General features: G+C 65.6%; 12 protein-coding genes. 1 reads left to right on the top strand and 11 read right to left on the bottom strand.

All coding sequences use genetic code 11. The annotated features are described in order from the left end of the window. Positions 1 to 86: 86 nt before the first annotated feature. The 10 genes from AKN83_RS24585 to AKN83_RS24540 form a co-directional block, all read right to left on the bottom strand. Positions 87 to 674 (bottom strand): GNAT family N-acetyltransferase, encoded by a 588-nt coding sequence (locus AKN83_RS24585; RefSeq protein ID WP_021076543.1) that lies wholly within the window; start codon positions 672 to 674, stop codon positions 87 to 89. Positions 675 to 733: 59 nt separating this feature from the next. Next, complete coding sequence (locus AKN83_RS24580; protein WP_050403120.1) at positions 734 to 2,023, bottom strand: M16 family metallopeptidase; 1,290 nt, start codon at positions 2,021 to 2,023, stop codon at positions 734 to 736. Further along, positions 2,023 to 3,438 (bottom strand): threonine synthase, encoded by a 1,416-nt coding sequence (thrC, locus tag AKN83_RS24575; RefSeq protein ID WP_050403135.1) that lies wholly within the window; start codon positions 3,436 to 3,438, stop codon positions 2,023 to 2,025. The genes AKN83_RS24580 and thrC overlap by 1 nt, the downstream gene beginning before the upstream one ends. Positions 3,439 to 4,495: 1,057 nt before the next feature. Continuing rightward, positions 4,496 to 5,122, bottom strand: coding sequence for a glutathione S-transferase family protein (locus AKN83_RS24570; protein ID WP_050403119.1), 627 nt, complete (start codon positions 5,120 to 5,122; stop codon positions 4,496 to 4,498). Between the two features lie 154 nt (positions 5,123 to 5,276). After that, positions 5,277 to 5,870, bottom strand: coding sequence for a GNAT family N-acetyltransferase (locus AKN83_RS24565; protein WP_050403118.1), 594 nt, complete (start codon positions 5,868 to 5,870; stop codon positions 5,277 to 5,279). A gap of 268 nt (positions 5,871 to 6,138) precedes the next feature. Continuing rightward, a complete protein-coding gene (locus AKN83_RS24560; protein ID WP_050403117.1) occupies positions 6,139 to 8,583 on the bottom strand; it encodes a penicillin acylase family protein in 2,445 nt (814 codons plus the stop codon). A gap of 60 nt (positions 8,584 to 8,643) precedes the next feature. After that, entirely contained in the window at positions 8,644 to 10,146 is a 1,503-nt protein-coding gene (gene glpK / locus AKN83_RS24555) for a glycerol kinase GlpK (RefSeq protein ID WP_050403116.1), read from the bottom strand. 108 nt (positions 10,147 to 10,254) lie between these two features. Further along, on the bottom strand, positions 10,255 to 11,268 hold the full coding sequence (locus tag AKN83_RS24550; protein WP_050403115.1) for an SGNH/GDSL hydrolase family protein: 1,014 nt from the start codon (positions 11,266 to 11,268) through the stop codon (positions 10,255 to 10,257). Between the two features lie 14 nt (positions 11,269 to 11,282). After that, positions 11,283 to 12,056 (bottom strand): SGNH/GDSL hydrolase family protein, encoded by a 774-nt coding sequence (locus AKN83_RS24545; RefSeq protein WP_050403114.1) that lies wholly within the window; start codon positions 12,054 to 12,056, stop codon positions 11,283 to 11,285. Continuing rightward, on the bottom strand, positions 12,053 to 13,318 hold the full coding sequence (locus AKN83_RS24540; protein WP_063695501.1) for an OpgC domain-containing protein: 1,266 nt from the start codon (positions 13,316 to 13,318) through the stop codon (positions 12,053 to 12,055). The genes AKN83_RS24545 and AKN83_RS24540 overlap by 4 nt, the downstream gene beginning before the upstream one ends. Positions 13,319 to 13,592: 274 nt before the next feature. Between AKN83_RS24540 and apaG the strand changes: the two genes are divergently transcribed. Then, positions 13,593 to 13,991: a Co2+/Mg2+ efflux protein ApaG gene (apaG, locus tag AKN83_RS24535; protein ID WP_050403113.1), complete on the top strand. Its 399-nt coding sequence runs from the start codon at positions 13,593 to 13,595 to the stop codon at positions 13,989 to 13,991. 29 nt (positions 13,992 to 14,020) lie between these two features. Here apaG and AKN83_RS24530 read toward each other — a convergent pair whose 3' ends face one another. Next, positions 14,021 to 15,022 carry an Hsp33 family molecular chaperone gene (locus AKN83_RS24530; RefSeq protein WP_050403112.1) on the bottom strand — a complete coding sequence of 334 codons (1,002 nt, stop codon included), beginning with the start codon at positions 15,020 to 15,022 and terminating at the stop codon, positions 14,021 to 14,023. Between the last annotated feature and the right edge of the window lie 177 nt (positions 15,023 to 15,199).

Below are 15,199 nucleotides of genomic sequence, written 5' to 3'. Positions count from 1 at the left end.
CGTTATAGCAAGCCAATGGCGGCGAACCCAAGGCGCCTAAAGGGCGCCGGGCGCCGCCGCCCGCCATCGGCCGATAGGCTCAAGATTCAGCCGCGGAAATCCTCGTGCAGCAGACCGAACAGCAAATGGTCCTGCCAGATCCCGTTGATGCAGAGATAGCGCCGCGCCAGGCCCTCGCGGGTGAAGCCGCACTTCTCCAGCACGCGGATCGACGACGCATTGGAGGGAATGCAGGCCGCCTCGATGCGATGCAGGTTGAGCTCGCCGAACAGCGAGGGCAGCAGCACCCGCAGCGCCGTCGTCATGTAGCCGCGATGGGCGTGCGGCAGGCCGACCCAGTAGCCGATCGTGCCGGCCTGGACGATGCCGCGACGGACATTGGCGAGCGTGATACCGCCGATCATCACCCCGTCCGATTCGCGGAAGATGATGAACGGATAGGACCGATCGGCGGCGATATCCTCGCTGTAGCGGCGCAAGCGGCGGCGGAAGCCGGCGCGGGTCAGGTCGTCGGAGGGCCAGATCGGCTCCCATGGCGTGAGATAGGCGCGGCTGAACTCGCGCAATTGCGCCCATTGCGGGAAATCCGACATTTGCGGCGCACGCAGCAAAAGCCCGTGACCCCGCGGCATCAGTGCGGCCGGTCCACCAGACGGCAAACGAAACAGGGCCATGGCCCAACACTCCCCCGCCCATTCGGGCGTGACACCCTGCCCGCGAGCCTTGCGGCTCCCTAGTGCAGCAGCGTCTTTGCCTTCGACTTCGTCAATCCTTCCGCAAAAGACACTGCCGTGTCCAGACCTCTTCCGCTGCCGAGTGCAACGACGGCAGGCCGGCTACGCGACAGCAGCGCGCGGGCGGCGTCGCGGCTCGATTCGACGCTGACCGCGTCGATCCGTGCCACCAGTTCTTCCACCGTCTGCGGCCTGCCATAGGCTAGCACATGGCGCGCCAGCTGCTCGGCCCGGGATGAGCAGCTTTCCAGCGCCATCAACAGGCCGGCCTTCATCTGCGCCTTGGCGCGGGCGACCTCGGCCTCGGTCAGGGTTTCCACCGCGTCATTGATGACGTCGACGATGACTTCCATCATTTCCGGCGCGTCGGCGGGATCGGTCCCGGTATAGAGGCCGAAAAAGCCGGTGTCGGTATAGGGCGCGTGGAAGGTGTAGATCGAATAGCACAGCCCGCGCTTCTCGCGCACCTCCTGGAACAGCCGCGACGACATCCCGCCGCCGAGCGTGTTGGTGAAGACCTGCAGCGAGAACAGCGACAGGTCGGTCTGCGGCACGCCCTCGAGCGCCAGGGTCAGATGCGCCTGCTCGAGATCGCGATGCACCACCCGCGAGCCGCCCTTGCCGAACATTGCGGTCTGCGGCTTCGGCGCCGGCGTGGCGTCGAAGCTGGCGAATTTCTCGGCAACGTCCTCCACGACCCGCTTGTGATCGACGGCGCCGGCGGCGGCGACCACCATGTCCGGGGCGCGGTAATGCGTCGACAGATAGCCGCGCAGCGTGTCGCGGTTGAAGGCCTTCAGCGTCTTGGCGGTGCCGAGCAGCGAGCGCCCCATCGGCTGGTCCGGATAGCAGAGCTCGTTGAGATGCTCGAACACGACATCGTCGGGGGTATCCTGCGCTGCACCGATCTCCTGCACGATGACGCTCTTCTCGCGCTCCAGCTCGTCCGGCACGAAGGACGGATTGGCGAGGATGTCGGACAGCACGTCGAGCGCCAGCGGCACGTCCGCCTTCATCACCCGCGCGTAATAGGCCGTGGTCTCGGTCGAGGTCCCGGCATTGAGGTCGCCGCCGACCGCCTCGATCTCCTCGACGATCTCGCGCGAGGAGCGCCGCGCGGTGCCCTTGAACGCCATGTGCTCGAGGAGATGCGAGATGCCGTGCTCGTTCGGCTTCTCGTCGCGCCCGCCGACGCCGGCCCAGACCCCGAGCGCCGCGGTCTCCAGATGCGGCATGGTGTCGGTGACGATGGTCAGTCCGCTCGGCAGCTTGGTGATTTCAACGCTCATCAGGCAACTCCCTGCTTGGCGGCACGGCTGACCAACAGCACGAAGCGCTCAACCTCGGCGGCATCATTCTTCATGACCGTGATGTGTTCGGATTTCGTCATCAGGCTTCCGAGCCAGGCCGGCAGCTGCGGACGCACGCCGCAGGCGGCCTCGACCGCATCGGGGAATTTGGCGGCATGCGCGGTCGACAGCACGATGTTCGGGATCCTTGAATCCGAGGTGTCGCGGTCGGCGACCGCGAGCGCCACCGCGGTGTGCGGATCGACGAGATCGCCGGCTTCGCGCCAGGCGGCGCGGATCGCCGCCGCCGTCTCGGTTTCGTCGGCGCGGCCGGCATCGAAATCACGGCGCACCGCGGCCAGCGTCGCATCCGGCAGCACGAAGCGGCCGGACTGTTTCAGCGAAGCCATCAGGCGGCGAACCTGATCGGCGTCGCGGCCGCTGGCCTCGAACAGCAGCCGCTCGAAATTCGAGGACACCTGGATGTCCATCGACGGGGAGGCCGTGGCGTGCACCTCGCGCACCTCGTAATTGCCGGTCTTCAGCGTGCGCGGCAGGATGTCGTTGACGTTGGCGGCAATCCGCAGCCAGCGGATCGGCAGCCCCATGCGCTTGGCCACATAGCCCGCGAAGATGTCGCCGAAATTGCCGGTCGGCACTGTGAAGTCCACCGTCCGCTGCGGTGCGCCGAGCGCAACCGCCGAGGTGAAATAATAGACCACCTGCGCCACGATGCGCGCCCAGTTGATCGAGTTGACGCCCGACAGCGCCACCTGGTCGCGGAAGCGATGGTTGTTGAACATCTCCTTCACCAGCGCCTGGCAATCGTCGAACGTGCCTTCGATCGCGAGCGCATGGACGTTGGCAGCGCCGGTCGTCGTCATCATGCGGCGCTGCACTTCGGAGATGCGCCCGTTCGGGAACAGCACCACGAGGTCGACATTGTCGAGATTGGCAAACGCCTCGACCGCTGCGCCGCCGGTATCGCCCGAGGTCGCGACCACGATGGTGGTGCGCTGCGCGCGCTTGGCCAGCACGTGATCCATCAGCCGCGAGATCAGCTGCATCGCGACGTCCTTGAACGCCAGGGTCGGCCCGTGGAACAGCTCGAGCAGGAACTGGTTCGGCCCGGCCTGATCGAGCGGCACCACGGCGGGATGGCGGAAGGTGGCATAGGCCTCGTTCGCCATGCGGCCGAGCTCGGCGTCGGAAATCTCGCCGGCGACGAACGGCCGGATGATCTCGACCGCGACCTCCCAATAGGGCCGGCCGAAGAAGGCTGCGATGGTCTCGCGCGAGAGTTGCGGCCAGGTCTCGGGCACGTAGAGCCCGCCGTCGCGGGCAAGCCCGGTCAGCATCACATCGCAGAAGCCAAGCACCGGGGCCTCACCCCTGGTCGAAATATACCGCGTCAAACCGCCCTCCAAAGGCTTCGATCCGAGCCTTAAGCCTTTGATATCATGGAATTATCGAGTTCGCCGCATGCGAACCGAATGGTTCACCATAGAAGATCGGACCAGCAATGGGTAGCCCGAAGCGTCGGACGCCGGGGCGTGCGGTGGGGCGGATAGGGTTGTCTGCGAATTGACCACCGTCCGCACCACATACGCCGATGTCATCGCCCGGCTCGACCGGGCGAATCCGCCCAGTATTCCAGAGACGGTCATTGTTGAACCGAGAGGCCGCGGCGTACTGGATCGCCCGGTCGAACCGGACGATGACAGTTGTGGTAGGGATATAGCTTCGCATTCTCGCGACATGAATCGTCCGAGTTTTGCTGTTCGTTCCGCCCTCTCTTGCAGAGGGCGCAGGGAAAGCCGAGTGCCGATCGCACCCATGGGCCCCGAGCAAAAGGGTAGAAAGCTCGGGGGTAGGACCACAGGTGTAACCGGAAACAACCCGGCCTTCCCTGCGCGATGGGCTACGGCTTACTTCGTGCTCTCCCCGGCGAGACTTGGCTTGCTTGTCACCGTCTTCGCAACGCACGACCTGCGCAATCGGAAGAGACACCTGCCATTAGGGCGTCAGGACCACACGACTTCACCGTCCGCTTCGTGCGCACTCGTCAGTCGCGCACTACCGCGTCCACCGCATCTCGACCCGCGTTCGTGACGACCGCAAAGCGCCCCTCGATCGGGCGAGACGGGCGGACCATACACTGTGTCGCACTTCGGATAAAGCGAAATATTTTTCACGACGGGGCTTGCGCCGTCGGGCAACTCAGTGGCACGCGCGCGTGAGAGACGCACCGACGGCAGGGTTCCCTCTCCCCTTGCGGGAGAGGGTTAGGGAGAGGGGTGCCACACGACGCGCTCTCTCCGTATCCGTCACGGCGACAAGCGAGCAAGTTGCGAGGATTGTACCTTCATCGATCATCTCGCCCGGAGCCACCCCTCTCCCCACCCTCTCCCACAAGGGGAGAGGGAGCCTGAGAACGTGCTCACCTAACGCTCGCGCGAGACGTCACCGTCTCTAACCGCTCGGCGGCGCCAGCGGCTGCACGATCTCCTGGAATGCCGGCAGCGCTTCGCAGCGCGCGGCGTGGGCCTTGAGCGCCGGATAGCGTGCCTCGAACAGATGCGGATGCGCCTCGCCGGTGAAGCGCAGCGCGCAGGCGACCGCGATGTCGGCATGGCCGATGCGATCGCCCAGCCAATAAGGCGACGGCACCGCGGCACGCTCCCGCTCCAGCACCGCGAGCACGCCCGCAATCTGCGCCTCGCAGCGCTCGACCCAGAGTTTCAGTTGCTCCTTGCGCAGCACACGCTCATAGACGAGGCTCACCGCCTTGTCGGCGAGCCCGGTCGCGAGCGCCGTGATGCGCAGATGCCTGCGCCGCTCGGGCCCCGAGCGCGCGATCATCGCCCGCTCCGGCCCGACCAGTTCGTCGAGGTAATCCAGGATCGCACTGCTCTCGATCAGCGCTTCGCCATCATCGAGCACCAGCGTCGGCACCCGCCGCAGCGGATTGTAGGCCGCAACCTTCTCTGCATCGCCAAAGGTCGACCACGGTCTGTGCTCGAACGGCAATCCATAGAGCCGCAGCGCAATCGCGGTGCGGCGGACAAAGGGCGAGTCGTATTGGCCGATCAGGAACATCCGTCATCTCGAAGGTCATGCCGCGGCCGAGCGCGCCTTGAAAGCAGGCGTTCGAAGTGTGGCGGCTACGCCGGGGTCAGCGGTTGCGCTTTGCACCATCCTAGATGGCTCGCGCTGTGTTGCAACCGGATCATGATCCGGTCTGCATCATGAGCTATCCAATCACCGGCACATGCCTCGCCGCATCGCGCGGCAATCTGCCATCGAGCCTTGGATCATCCGCCACCTCGATCTGTCGCAGGAACGGGCGGAAGCCGGAGCGCTGGTAGAACGCGATCGCGGAGGGATGGTCGAAGGTGCAGGTGTGCACCCAAAAACGGGTGATGTCGCGCGACCAGGCGATCTGCTGCGCGCGGTTCATCAGGAAGCGCGCGGCGCCGGTGCCGATGAATTTTGCGGTGACGCCGAAATAGAGCAGCTGGCATTCGTCCGGCTCGCTGAAATCGAGCTCGAGCAGGCCTTCATCATGGCCGTCCACAGCCAGTCCGTAGAGCTCGATGCCGGGCCCGTGGATCCGCGACGCAAGATCGGAATCTTCGAGCCCGGTGCGGGTGAACCACAGCCACTCTTCGCCGACGCGGCGATAGAGATCGCGATACCAGTCGAGCGCCGGCGGCTCGACCTTGCGCAGGCGCCACGCGCCGGGCGGATCGTCGCGAAGCGGTGGACGTTGCATCATCTCCAGATGCGTGACGACGGCGGCGATCTTGCCGGGAGGGATGTCGGAATAGCCGTCGGTCAGTGTCATCACGCAATCTCGGTTTTCATATTGCTCGTCGGAAATATCCGCATGTCTCGCGGCAGATGCAACGCAATGGCGTGCAACAAAGTTACCCATCTTTCGGTGGGGATCACACTCGCCGTCGTCCGGGCGAAGGCCGGGAGCCATAACCACAGGGTTGGATTGTTGAACGACGCTGGGCCCCAGCACGCAAGGGCAATTGGCATCGGTGGTTGTGGCCGGCCTTCGGCGGGCCGACGGTGAGTTTGTGGCGCAGCCAGTGAGGTACTCGCCCTCACCTCGGCGTCAGCGTGATCGCCTCGGCGGTTGCGGCTTCCACCGCCGGGCGGCTGTAGAGCAGCGGGACATATTGGCCGGTGGCCCAGAGCGGTGCGAGGTCGCGGTAGTGGCCGCTGAAGGGATCGCCGGATTGGCCTGGTGTGTTGATGGTGCGGCTCGCATCCCAATTGCCGACATCGAGCACCATGCGGAACGAGGCACCGGCGAGCAGGTGATAATCGGAGCGGCGATAGGTGGCGGCGCGCGGCACGTTGGCGGCGCCGCCGAACGCGAGCGGGCCGACCTGCATCTGCGTCGCGGTCGCCTTGTCGGCGAGCGGCATCAGCGCGTGATCGAACCTGGCGACATGCAGGCGGCCCCAGCGCCACATCGATGCATCGGGCCCGAGCTTGCCGGCGACGTCGGCGACCGCCTCGCCGAGGCTGTCGCGCAGCACGCGGTCACGTCCGCCGGCGGGATCGCCGCCGAGCGCCGCGTCCGGCTTTTCGAGATAGCCGACGATCGCGGAAATGCTGGAGGCTTCCGGCGCGATTAGCTCGGACGCCTTCGGCGCCGTGGTCTTGAGCAGCACCGGGCCGAGATGGTTGGCGATCCAGACCTCGTAGACGGCGGCTGCCGCGCTGTCTTCCGCGTCGCGCGCGTCCCACGCCTTCAAGAGATCGAGACCTTTCTTGACGTTGGCATCGTCGGACGTGAGCGGCTTCAGCAGCGCGATCAGGCGCCGCGCCAGCATGCCGGTGTCGTCGTTCTGCAGCGCCATCGCGTCCGCCAGCGTCACCTTGCTGTTGGCCTGCAGCACCTCGGTGATGCGCTGCCAGCGCGCGCTGTCGGACCATTCGAAGCCGACCCGCCGCTCATTGACCGGATAATCCGCCGGCAGGTTCATCTGGTTGGCGGTGGCGATGAAGCCCTGCTTCGGCTGGTATTGCTTCGGCAATTCGTCGAGCGACAGAAAGCCCTGCCACTCGTAGCGGCCGTCGCCGGGCACCGGCATCAGGCCATCGAAGCTCACGCGGCGCGGCGTCTTGCCGGCGGCGACCCAGCCGATATTGCCTGAGGTGTCGGCATAGACTTGGTTCTCCGACGGCGCGCCCCAGCGCCGCATCGCGCCGAGGAAGCCGGTCCACGACTTCGCGGTCATGTAGTCTGACGAGCCGAAATAGGCCGAGGTGCCCGGCTCGAACCAGATCGAGCGCACCGCGAACGCATGCTTCTTGTCGGCGTCGACATAGATCACCGGGCCATGGCGGGTGAACTTCAGCTCGAGGTCGCGGTCGGCCTCGCCCTTCACCGGCTCCTTCTCGTGCACGATGCGCATGTCCTCCCAGCCGCTGCCATAACGGTACTGGTTCGGGTTGTCCGGGTTGAGCTCGTAGACGTAGAGGTCTTCCTGGTCGACGTTGAAGATGGTGAGGCCGAACGCGATGGTGTCGTTGTGGCCGATCGAGATGCCGGGCAGCGCCGGCTCGCCGGCGCCGATCACCGAGATGCCTGGCGCGTTGAGGCCGACAATGTAGCGCAGCGACGGCACCGAGTGCTCGCGATGCGGATCGTTGGCGAGGATCGGACGTCCGGTCGCGGTGCGCGAGGCCGCGATCACCCAGTTGTTGGAGCCGATGGTGTCGCGCTGCTGATCGGCTTCGGCAAGGTATGTATCGGGATCATGCGCCAGCGCGGCCTTCTGGTCCTTCTGAGCGGCGAACTTGACCGGCCGCGTGGCAAGGTCATAGGCCGCGAGCACGCCCTTCGGCACGCTGCACGGGTCGAGCCCGTCGGGAATCTTGGTGGTCCAGGTGGGCTCCAGCTTGACGCGGAAGCGATCGGCATCGAGGCCGGCAGCACAGGCGACCAGCGAACGCTTCACCTCGGAGGCGACGTTGCGGGTGAGACCATGGCTGCGGACGCGCACCACATCCTCCGCCGACCACAGCTCCGGCATGTTGCCGGCGATCCTGAACTCGATCGGCAGCGGCCGCTTGCCGGCCTTGACGTCGGCGACATAGGCATTGACGCCGGCGACGAACGCCTCGGCATAGGTCTTCGCCTTCGGACCGTAGGCTGCCCATTCCGCGTTCATGTCGCCGCGGTAGAGAAACAGGCGCAGCGCCTTGTCCTGCTCGGCATAGGCGGGACCGAAATCCTTCGCCAACAGGCCGAGCCCGCGCTTGCGCCAGAGATCGATCTGCCAGAGCCGGTCGCGCGCGGCGTTGAAGCCTTGCAGGAAGAACAGGTCGTGCTCGTTGCCGGCATAGATGTGCGGGATGCCCCAGACGTCGACCAGGATCTGGCCCGGCGCGTTCAGCCCGGCGACGTCGGTCTTGATCTCGCGGGCCGCCACCAGCGGGCTCGCCTTCTCGCGCGCCGCGGCGGGAGCGGCCAGCATTGCCGTACAGAGCGCGGCGGTGAATAGTTTCGCGACGCGGTTGAGATCCGTGTTCATGTTGTTCTCCGATGGTTGTTGTTTTTGGTAGGCGACTTGAGCCGGAATTTTTCTCCGGCGCTACTCCCCCTCGTCGCTCGCCAGCACGCCTTTCACCGCGCGGGCCCAGCCGGCGAGCTTGCGATCACGCGTCGCCTCGCTCATCGCCGGCCTGAAGCGGTGCTCGAGCCGCCAATTGTCGGCGAATTTCGCGGGCTCCGGATAGACGCCCGCGTCGAGGCCGGCGAGATAGGCGGCCCCGAGCGCCGTGGTCTCCTGAATCATCGGGCGATCGACCGGCGCGTTGAGCAGATCGGCGAGCCGCTGCATGGTCCAGTCGGAAGCGGTCATGCCGCCGTCGACGCGCAGCACGGTGTTGGCGGCATTGGCCTCCGGCCAGTCGGTGCGCATCGCAGCCCACAGGTCGAAGGTCTGGTAGCAGACGCTCTCCAGCGTCGCATGCGCGAGCTCGGCCGGGCCGGTGTTGCGGGTGAGGCCGAACAGTGCGCCGCGCACGCGCGGATTCCAGTACGGCGCGCCCATGCCGACGAAGGCCGGCACCAGATAGACGCTCTGCATCGAGTCGGATTTGTCGGCAAGCGGTCCGGTCTCGGCGGCGTGCTTGATGATGCCGAGCCCGTCGCGCAGCCACTGCACCGCGCTGCCGGCGACGAAGATCGAGCCCTCGAGCGCGTAGGTACGCTGGCCATTGAGCTGATAGGCGATCGTGGTGAGCAGCTTGTTCTTCGAGGCGACCGGCGTGGTGCCGGTGTTGAGCAGCGCGAAGCAGCCGGTGCCGTAGGTCGACTTCATCATGCCGGGCTCGAAGCAGGCCTGACCGATGGTCGCGGCCTGCTGGTCGCCGGCGATGCCTGATATCGCGATCGGGCCGCCGAACAGATCCGCCGTGCTCTCGCCGAACCGGGCGGAGGAATCCTTCACCTCGGGGAGCATCGAGCGCGGCACGCGCAGGAGCTTGATGAGGTCGTCGTCCCACGCACCGGTGTGGATGTTGAACAGCAGCGTGCGCGAGGCGTTGGTGGCGTCGGTCGCGTGCACCCGCCCGCCGGTGAGCCGCCACAGCAGGTAACAGTCGACGGTGCCGAACAACAGCTCGCCGCGCTCGGCGCGTTCGCGCGCGCCGGGCACATGATCGAGGATCCAGGCGACTTTCGTGCCCGAGAAATAGGGGTCGATGATCAATCCTGTTTTGGCCGAGATCGCCGGCTCATGGCCTTCGCTCTTCAATTTGGCGCAGATGTCGGCGGTGCGGCGGTCCTGCCAGACGATGGCGCGGTGCACGGCCTGGCCGGTGGCGCGGTCCCACACCACGGTGGTCTCGCGCTGGTTGGTGATGCCGATCGCGGCGATGTCCCTGGCTTTGAGGCCGGCCTTTTCCAGCGCCTCGCGGCACACCATCACGGTCGAGGTCCAGATGTCCTCCGGCTCGTGCTCGACCCAGCCGGAGGCCGGGAAATGCTGCGGAAACTCCTGCTGCGCGACCGCGGCGATGGAAATATCGCTGCGAAACACCATGGCGCGCGACGATGTGGTGCCCTGATCGATGGCCAGCACGAAAGACATGAGCGTTTCCCTTGAGGCTTGGTCGAGGCGCCAAGGGAGCGGATTACCGCGGCGAGGTCAAGATTGCTGGTGCGTGTGGCGGGACTGTCGAGCCGGCCGGCAAACCGATCACATCGGCCGGTAGGTCCGCACGTCGGCGGGGACGTTGACGCCGATCTTGATCGCGCCGACCGAGCGGATGATGTCGTCGCCGAGCAGCTGGGCGAAGCAGGCGTAGCCCCAGTCGTTCATGTGCAGGCCGTCGGCGATGACGAAATCGTCGATCGGGATCGCCTGTTTCTCGTGCCAGTCGCGCATCACCTCGAAGCGCGGGAAGATGCCGACATGGCGCAGCGCAGCGATGCGGCCGAGCAGCTTCACCATGCCGCGCGCGCTCTCGGGGCGCTCGGTGACGCGCGGCGAATATTGCGGATCGACCAGCACGATATCGGAGCCGTCGGCCTGGATGCGCGCGACGCCGTCCTCGACCTGCTTGGCGGTCTCCGACGGATCGAGGTTGCGCAGCACCGCGTTGGTGCCGACCTGCCAGATCACCATGTCGGGATGCATGTCGATCACTTCGGTCTGCAGCCGCTTCATCATCTCGGGGGCATCCTCGCCGCCCTTGCCGCGATTGAGCACGGTGATGTCGGCGGAGGGATACTGCCGGCGCAGCTGCGCGGCGAGCCGGCTCGGATAGGTGAATTCCGGTGCTGACGATCCATAGCCCTGGGTCGAGGACGAGCCGAACGCGATGATGACGACCGGCTTGCCGGCGGCGAGCTTGGCTGCGACATGCGGCAGCGAGCCGGTCGAGTTCGGCACGCCGGTCGGCTGATGACAGGGCACGCGGTGGAAGATGTCGCTGGCGGATTTCGCCACCTGCTTCACCTTGTCGAGCGCCTTCGCGGCGACGCCCGGTTGCGGCTGCGGACTGGCCGCATCGGCTTCGACCGTGGCTCCCTTGCTTGCATCAGATCTCGCGGCCGAGGGCTTGGCATCCGACGACAGCGCCGCATGCTGGTCGGCCTGGCCGGTCTGCGCGCGCGACGGCACGACCGAGAGCGGCGCGAGCAGCGCCAGCGCCGCGACGGCGCACAGGCTCCGCCGTACGGAAGAGCAAAAAGGGAAGGCAAAACGCATCAACTCGGCTTCCTCTAATTCTGCTGCACCGGGCCCAGATGGGCCGCATCGATCACGAATTTCGCCAGCGCGCGGCCGAGACAGGCATGAACCTTCTTGGCCAGGTCGACACCATGCGAGGTGCTGAACAGGTCAAAATATCCGGCGTCGCTCCACTGCTTCATGATCGCGAAGCGGTCGAACAGCGGAACGTCGTGCTGCTGCGCCACCACCTTGATATTGTCGAGATATGGCGGCGCAGAGATCATGGTTTCCGTACGCGGGCTGTATTGCAGGTTGACCAGCACCACGTCGGCCCCGGCGCCCCGCAACGCAACAACGCCATCGTTGATGGCGGTGCGGAAATCGTCAGGATCGACTGCTCGCATAGCATCGACCGTTCCGGTCTGCCAGATAACCAAAGTAGGCTTTTTGGCTTCAACAAGCTTAACGAGGGTTCCCGCAGTCTCCTCCGCGGTGCTCTTTCCCTGTAATTCTACGGATAAATCGATCTTGGCCGCCGGAAACGCCTCCTTCAGGGCTGCCTGCATCGTGGCCGGATAGGCGCTCGCCTCGTTGCCCGGGATGGTCGAGGAGCGGCTGCCGACCACCAGCACGTTGAGCGGCTGGCTGGCCTTCACCGCGTCGGTGACCTTCGGCAGCGCGCTCTCGCTCGAAAGCAGATAGGCCGGCACATCGCAGGGCGGAGCCGGTACAGGCTGCTCGGGGGGGTCGCCGGCGCGCGCGGGCGCTGCCGCCAAACAGGCGGCCAGCAGCGTCAGGCCCAGCATCGTCCATGCGGACTTCATGCTCCCCCTCCCGCCAGATCGGCGTTGCCGGCGGCGCCTTTTTTCGAGGCGCCTTTGTCAGCGGAGTGCTTGTACCACGAAATAATCCACGCCATGCCGCACATGATCAGGATGCCGCACACGCTGATCAAGGCGTGCAGTGCGGCACCACCCGAGACCTCGGCAAGCACGAAATGACCGGCAAAGGCGAGGAATACCCCGAGGCAGAATATCTCAAGTGAGTGCTGGCCACACAGGATCAATGGTCGCAGCCAGCGCGATTTCAAGCCCGGCCAATCCCGAGGCAGGAAGCGCACGGTGAGCGCGGCAAGCGCCAGGAAATGCGCGAACCGCAACACGTCCAGGTCGGTCTTGTTGATCGGATACATCCACTGCTCGATCAGCTTCGGCATGATGTGGCCGAGCTGCGGCACGTACCAGGTCAGGGTCACGAAGAACGACGCGACCAGATAGGCGATGCAGATCCACATCGTGATGTTCGACGACAGGATGCGCGACATCCGCCGCGCGCCACCGAGCGCGCACCAGGCGCCGAACACGAACAGCAATTGCCAGGCGAACGGGTTAAATGCCCAGAATCCGTTCGGATAGGCCGATAGGTAAAGATCGAACTGCCAGGTCAGCGCGTAGAGCAACACCGACAGGCCGAGCGTGACGTCGGGCTTCCACTTCATCAGCCACAGGATCAGCGGCAGGAACAGCATCAGCACAATGTAGAGCGGCAGCACGTCCATGTTGACGGGACGGAAGCGCAGCAGCAGCGCCTGCACGATGGTGACGTCGGGCTGCTTGAGGAAGTCCATGATCCCCATCTCTTCAGTGTAGAGCGGGTTCTCGAACGAGGTCGCGACATAGGAGATCTCGGCGAGGAAGATCGTGAACAGGAAGACATGCGCGACATAGATCTGCCAGACCCGGCGCAGGATGCGCGCGGTGGCGATCACGAAGCCGCCCTCCAGCATCGCCCGGCCATAGACGAAGGCCGCGGTGTAGCCGGAGATGAAGATGAATATCTCGGTGGCGTCGGAGAAGCCGTAGTTGCGGATCGTCAGCCAGGTCAGAAGATTGGTCGGCAAATGATCGATGAAGATCAGCCACAGCGCGAGCCCGCGGAACAGATCGAGCCGGAGCTCGCGCTCGCCGGCTGCCGGCAGCGTGATCGCGGGCGCCGCAGCTTTCGCCTTCACCTCGGCATCAGCCCTTGCCTCGGTGTTGGAATCAGGCACCGGCGAACCGGCTATGGGATCGGCAATCGAGCTCATCAAGCACCATGTCGGCCGCGGACGCCCCCGCAGGCCGTGCTGAAAGGATCATATCGGTCCACCACTTGCCGACAAAGCGCAGACTGCGGCGACATGCGGCCGCGCTTTAGAGCGGAACTATGTTGAAACCACGATGAACGGACCGTCGCGGGTCCGGCTGGTCACGGCCCGGCTGGCGATTGGTTCCGGCTGGCCAATTGGCTATGATGGCGCATTGTTTGAGCGTGATCCCCTTGCAAGCGGATCACGCACCACGACCACCGGATTGAGCCGTATGTACCGCGCCGTTACCCGCCAGATCGAAGTCACCGTCGAGCCGAACTTCATGCCGGAGCGCTCGTCGATCGACCGGCGCGAGTATTTCTGGTCGTACAAGATCGTGATCGTCAATTCGGGCCCGGAAACGGTGCAGCTGCGGACGCGGCACTGGATCATCACCGACGCCACCGGCCGCCGCCAGGAGGTGCGCGGCGAGGGCGTGGTGGGCGAGCAGCCGGTGCTCGCGCCCGGCGAGCGCTTCGAATACACCTCAGGCGTGCCGCTGCCGACCGCCTCCGGCTTCATGACCGGCAGCTACCAGATGGTCACCGAAGCCGGTGAGCGCTTCAGCATCGACGTGCCGACATTCTCGCTGGACAGCCCGAGCCCGGATGGGAAGCGGGTGCTGAACTGACGGCTCCATCCGGGCTACGATCGACGCGTCTACTCGACGCCCGCCTCTTCCGGCGTGAATTCGTACACCGACGAGCAGAACTCGCAGGTGACGACGACCTTGCCGTCCTTGACCATCTCGGCGCGATCGTTCGGCGCAAAGCTCTTCAGCATCGACGACACCGCATCGCGCGAGCAGGAGCACTGCGCGCGCAGCGGCTGCGGATTGAAGACGCGCACGCCGCGCTCGTGGAACAGGCGGTACAACAGCCGCTCGCCGGAGAGATCGGGATCGATCAGCTCGACGTCCTCGACGGTGGAGATCAGCGACTGTCCCTCGACCCAGGCATCGTCATCCGGCACGCTATGGGCGGCTGTGCCTTCGGGGGCATCGCCGGGATGCAGATCGGCTTGCTTGGCGCGCTCGGGCGCCTTGGGCAGGAATTGCAGCAGGATGCCGCCGGCGCGCCAGTGCAGCTTGCCGCCCTCGCCGCCGCGCATCTCCTCGCCGACCGCAAGGCGGACCCGGGTCGGAATCTGCTCCGAGCGCAGGAAATATTCGTGAGCCGCCTCTTCCAGGCCGCCGCCGTCGAGCGCGACCAGTCCCTGGTAGCGGCTGGTATTGGAGCCCTGATCGATCGTCATCGCAAGGTGGCCCTTGCCGAGCAGTTCGCCTGAAGTTTGCCCGGGCTTGAGTTGCGCGGCATCGTAGCGCGCATAGGCGCGCAGCCGATCGGGCGCCTGGAAATCGACGATCAGGAGCGAGACCGGGCCTTCGGTCCGGGTCTGCAGGATGAAGCGGCCCTCGAACTTGACCGACGAGCCGAGCAGCGTGGTCAGCACGATGGCCTCGCCGAGCAGCTTGCCGACCGCCGGCGGATAATCGTGCTTGTGCAGGATCTCGTCGAGCGCGGGGCCGAGCCGGGTCAGCCGGCCGCGCAGGTCCAGCGCGCCGACCTCGAAGGCCAGCACGGCATCGTCGACAGGAACCGCAGACGGCGCGCGAACGGGCGTCTCGGGCTGGATTTTGATGTCGGGGGATTGTGAAACCATGGCGCTCTATCTGGGGTCTCGGACCGTGAAATAAAGGGGTTCAGCATACCGAGGATCGACGTCGTCCCTGCGAAAGCACAGACCCTAACCACAGGATTTTGTCGCGGCACGAGGCGTCTCCCCTTGTGCCTTTTCACGGGCCGGGGCGTATGGGTCCGGCCTTCGCCGGGACGGCAA

Source organism: Bradyrhizobium embrapense (assembly GCF_001189235.2).
Taxonomy (GTDB): Bacteria; Pseudomonadota; Alphaproteobacteria; order Rhizobiales; family Xanthobacteraceae; genus Bradyrhizobium; species Bradyrhizobium embrapense.
The sequence above is the reverse complement of the archived record's forward strand: the minus strand, read 5'-3'. Positions and strand labels throughout refer to the sequence as shown.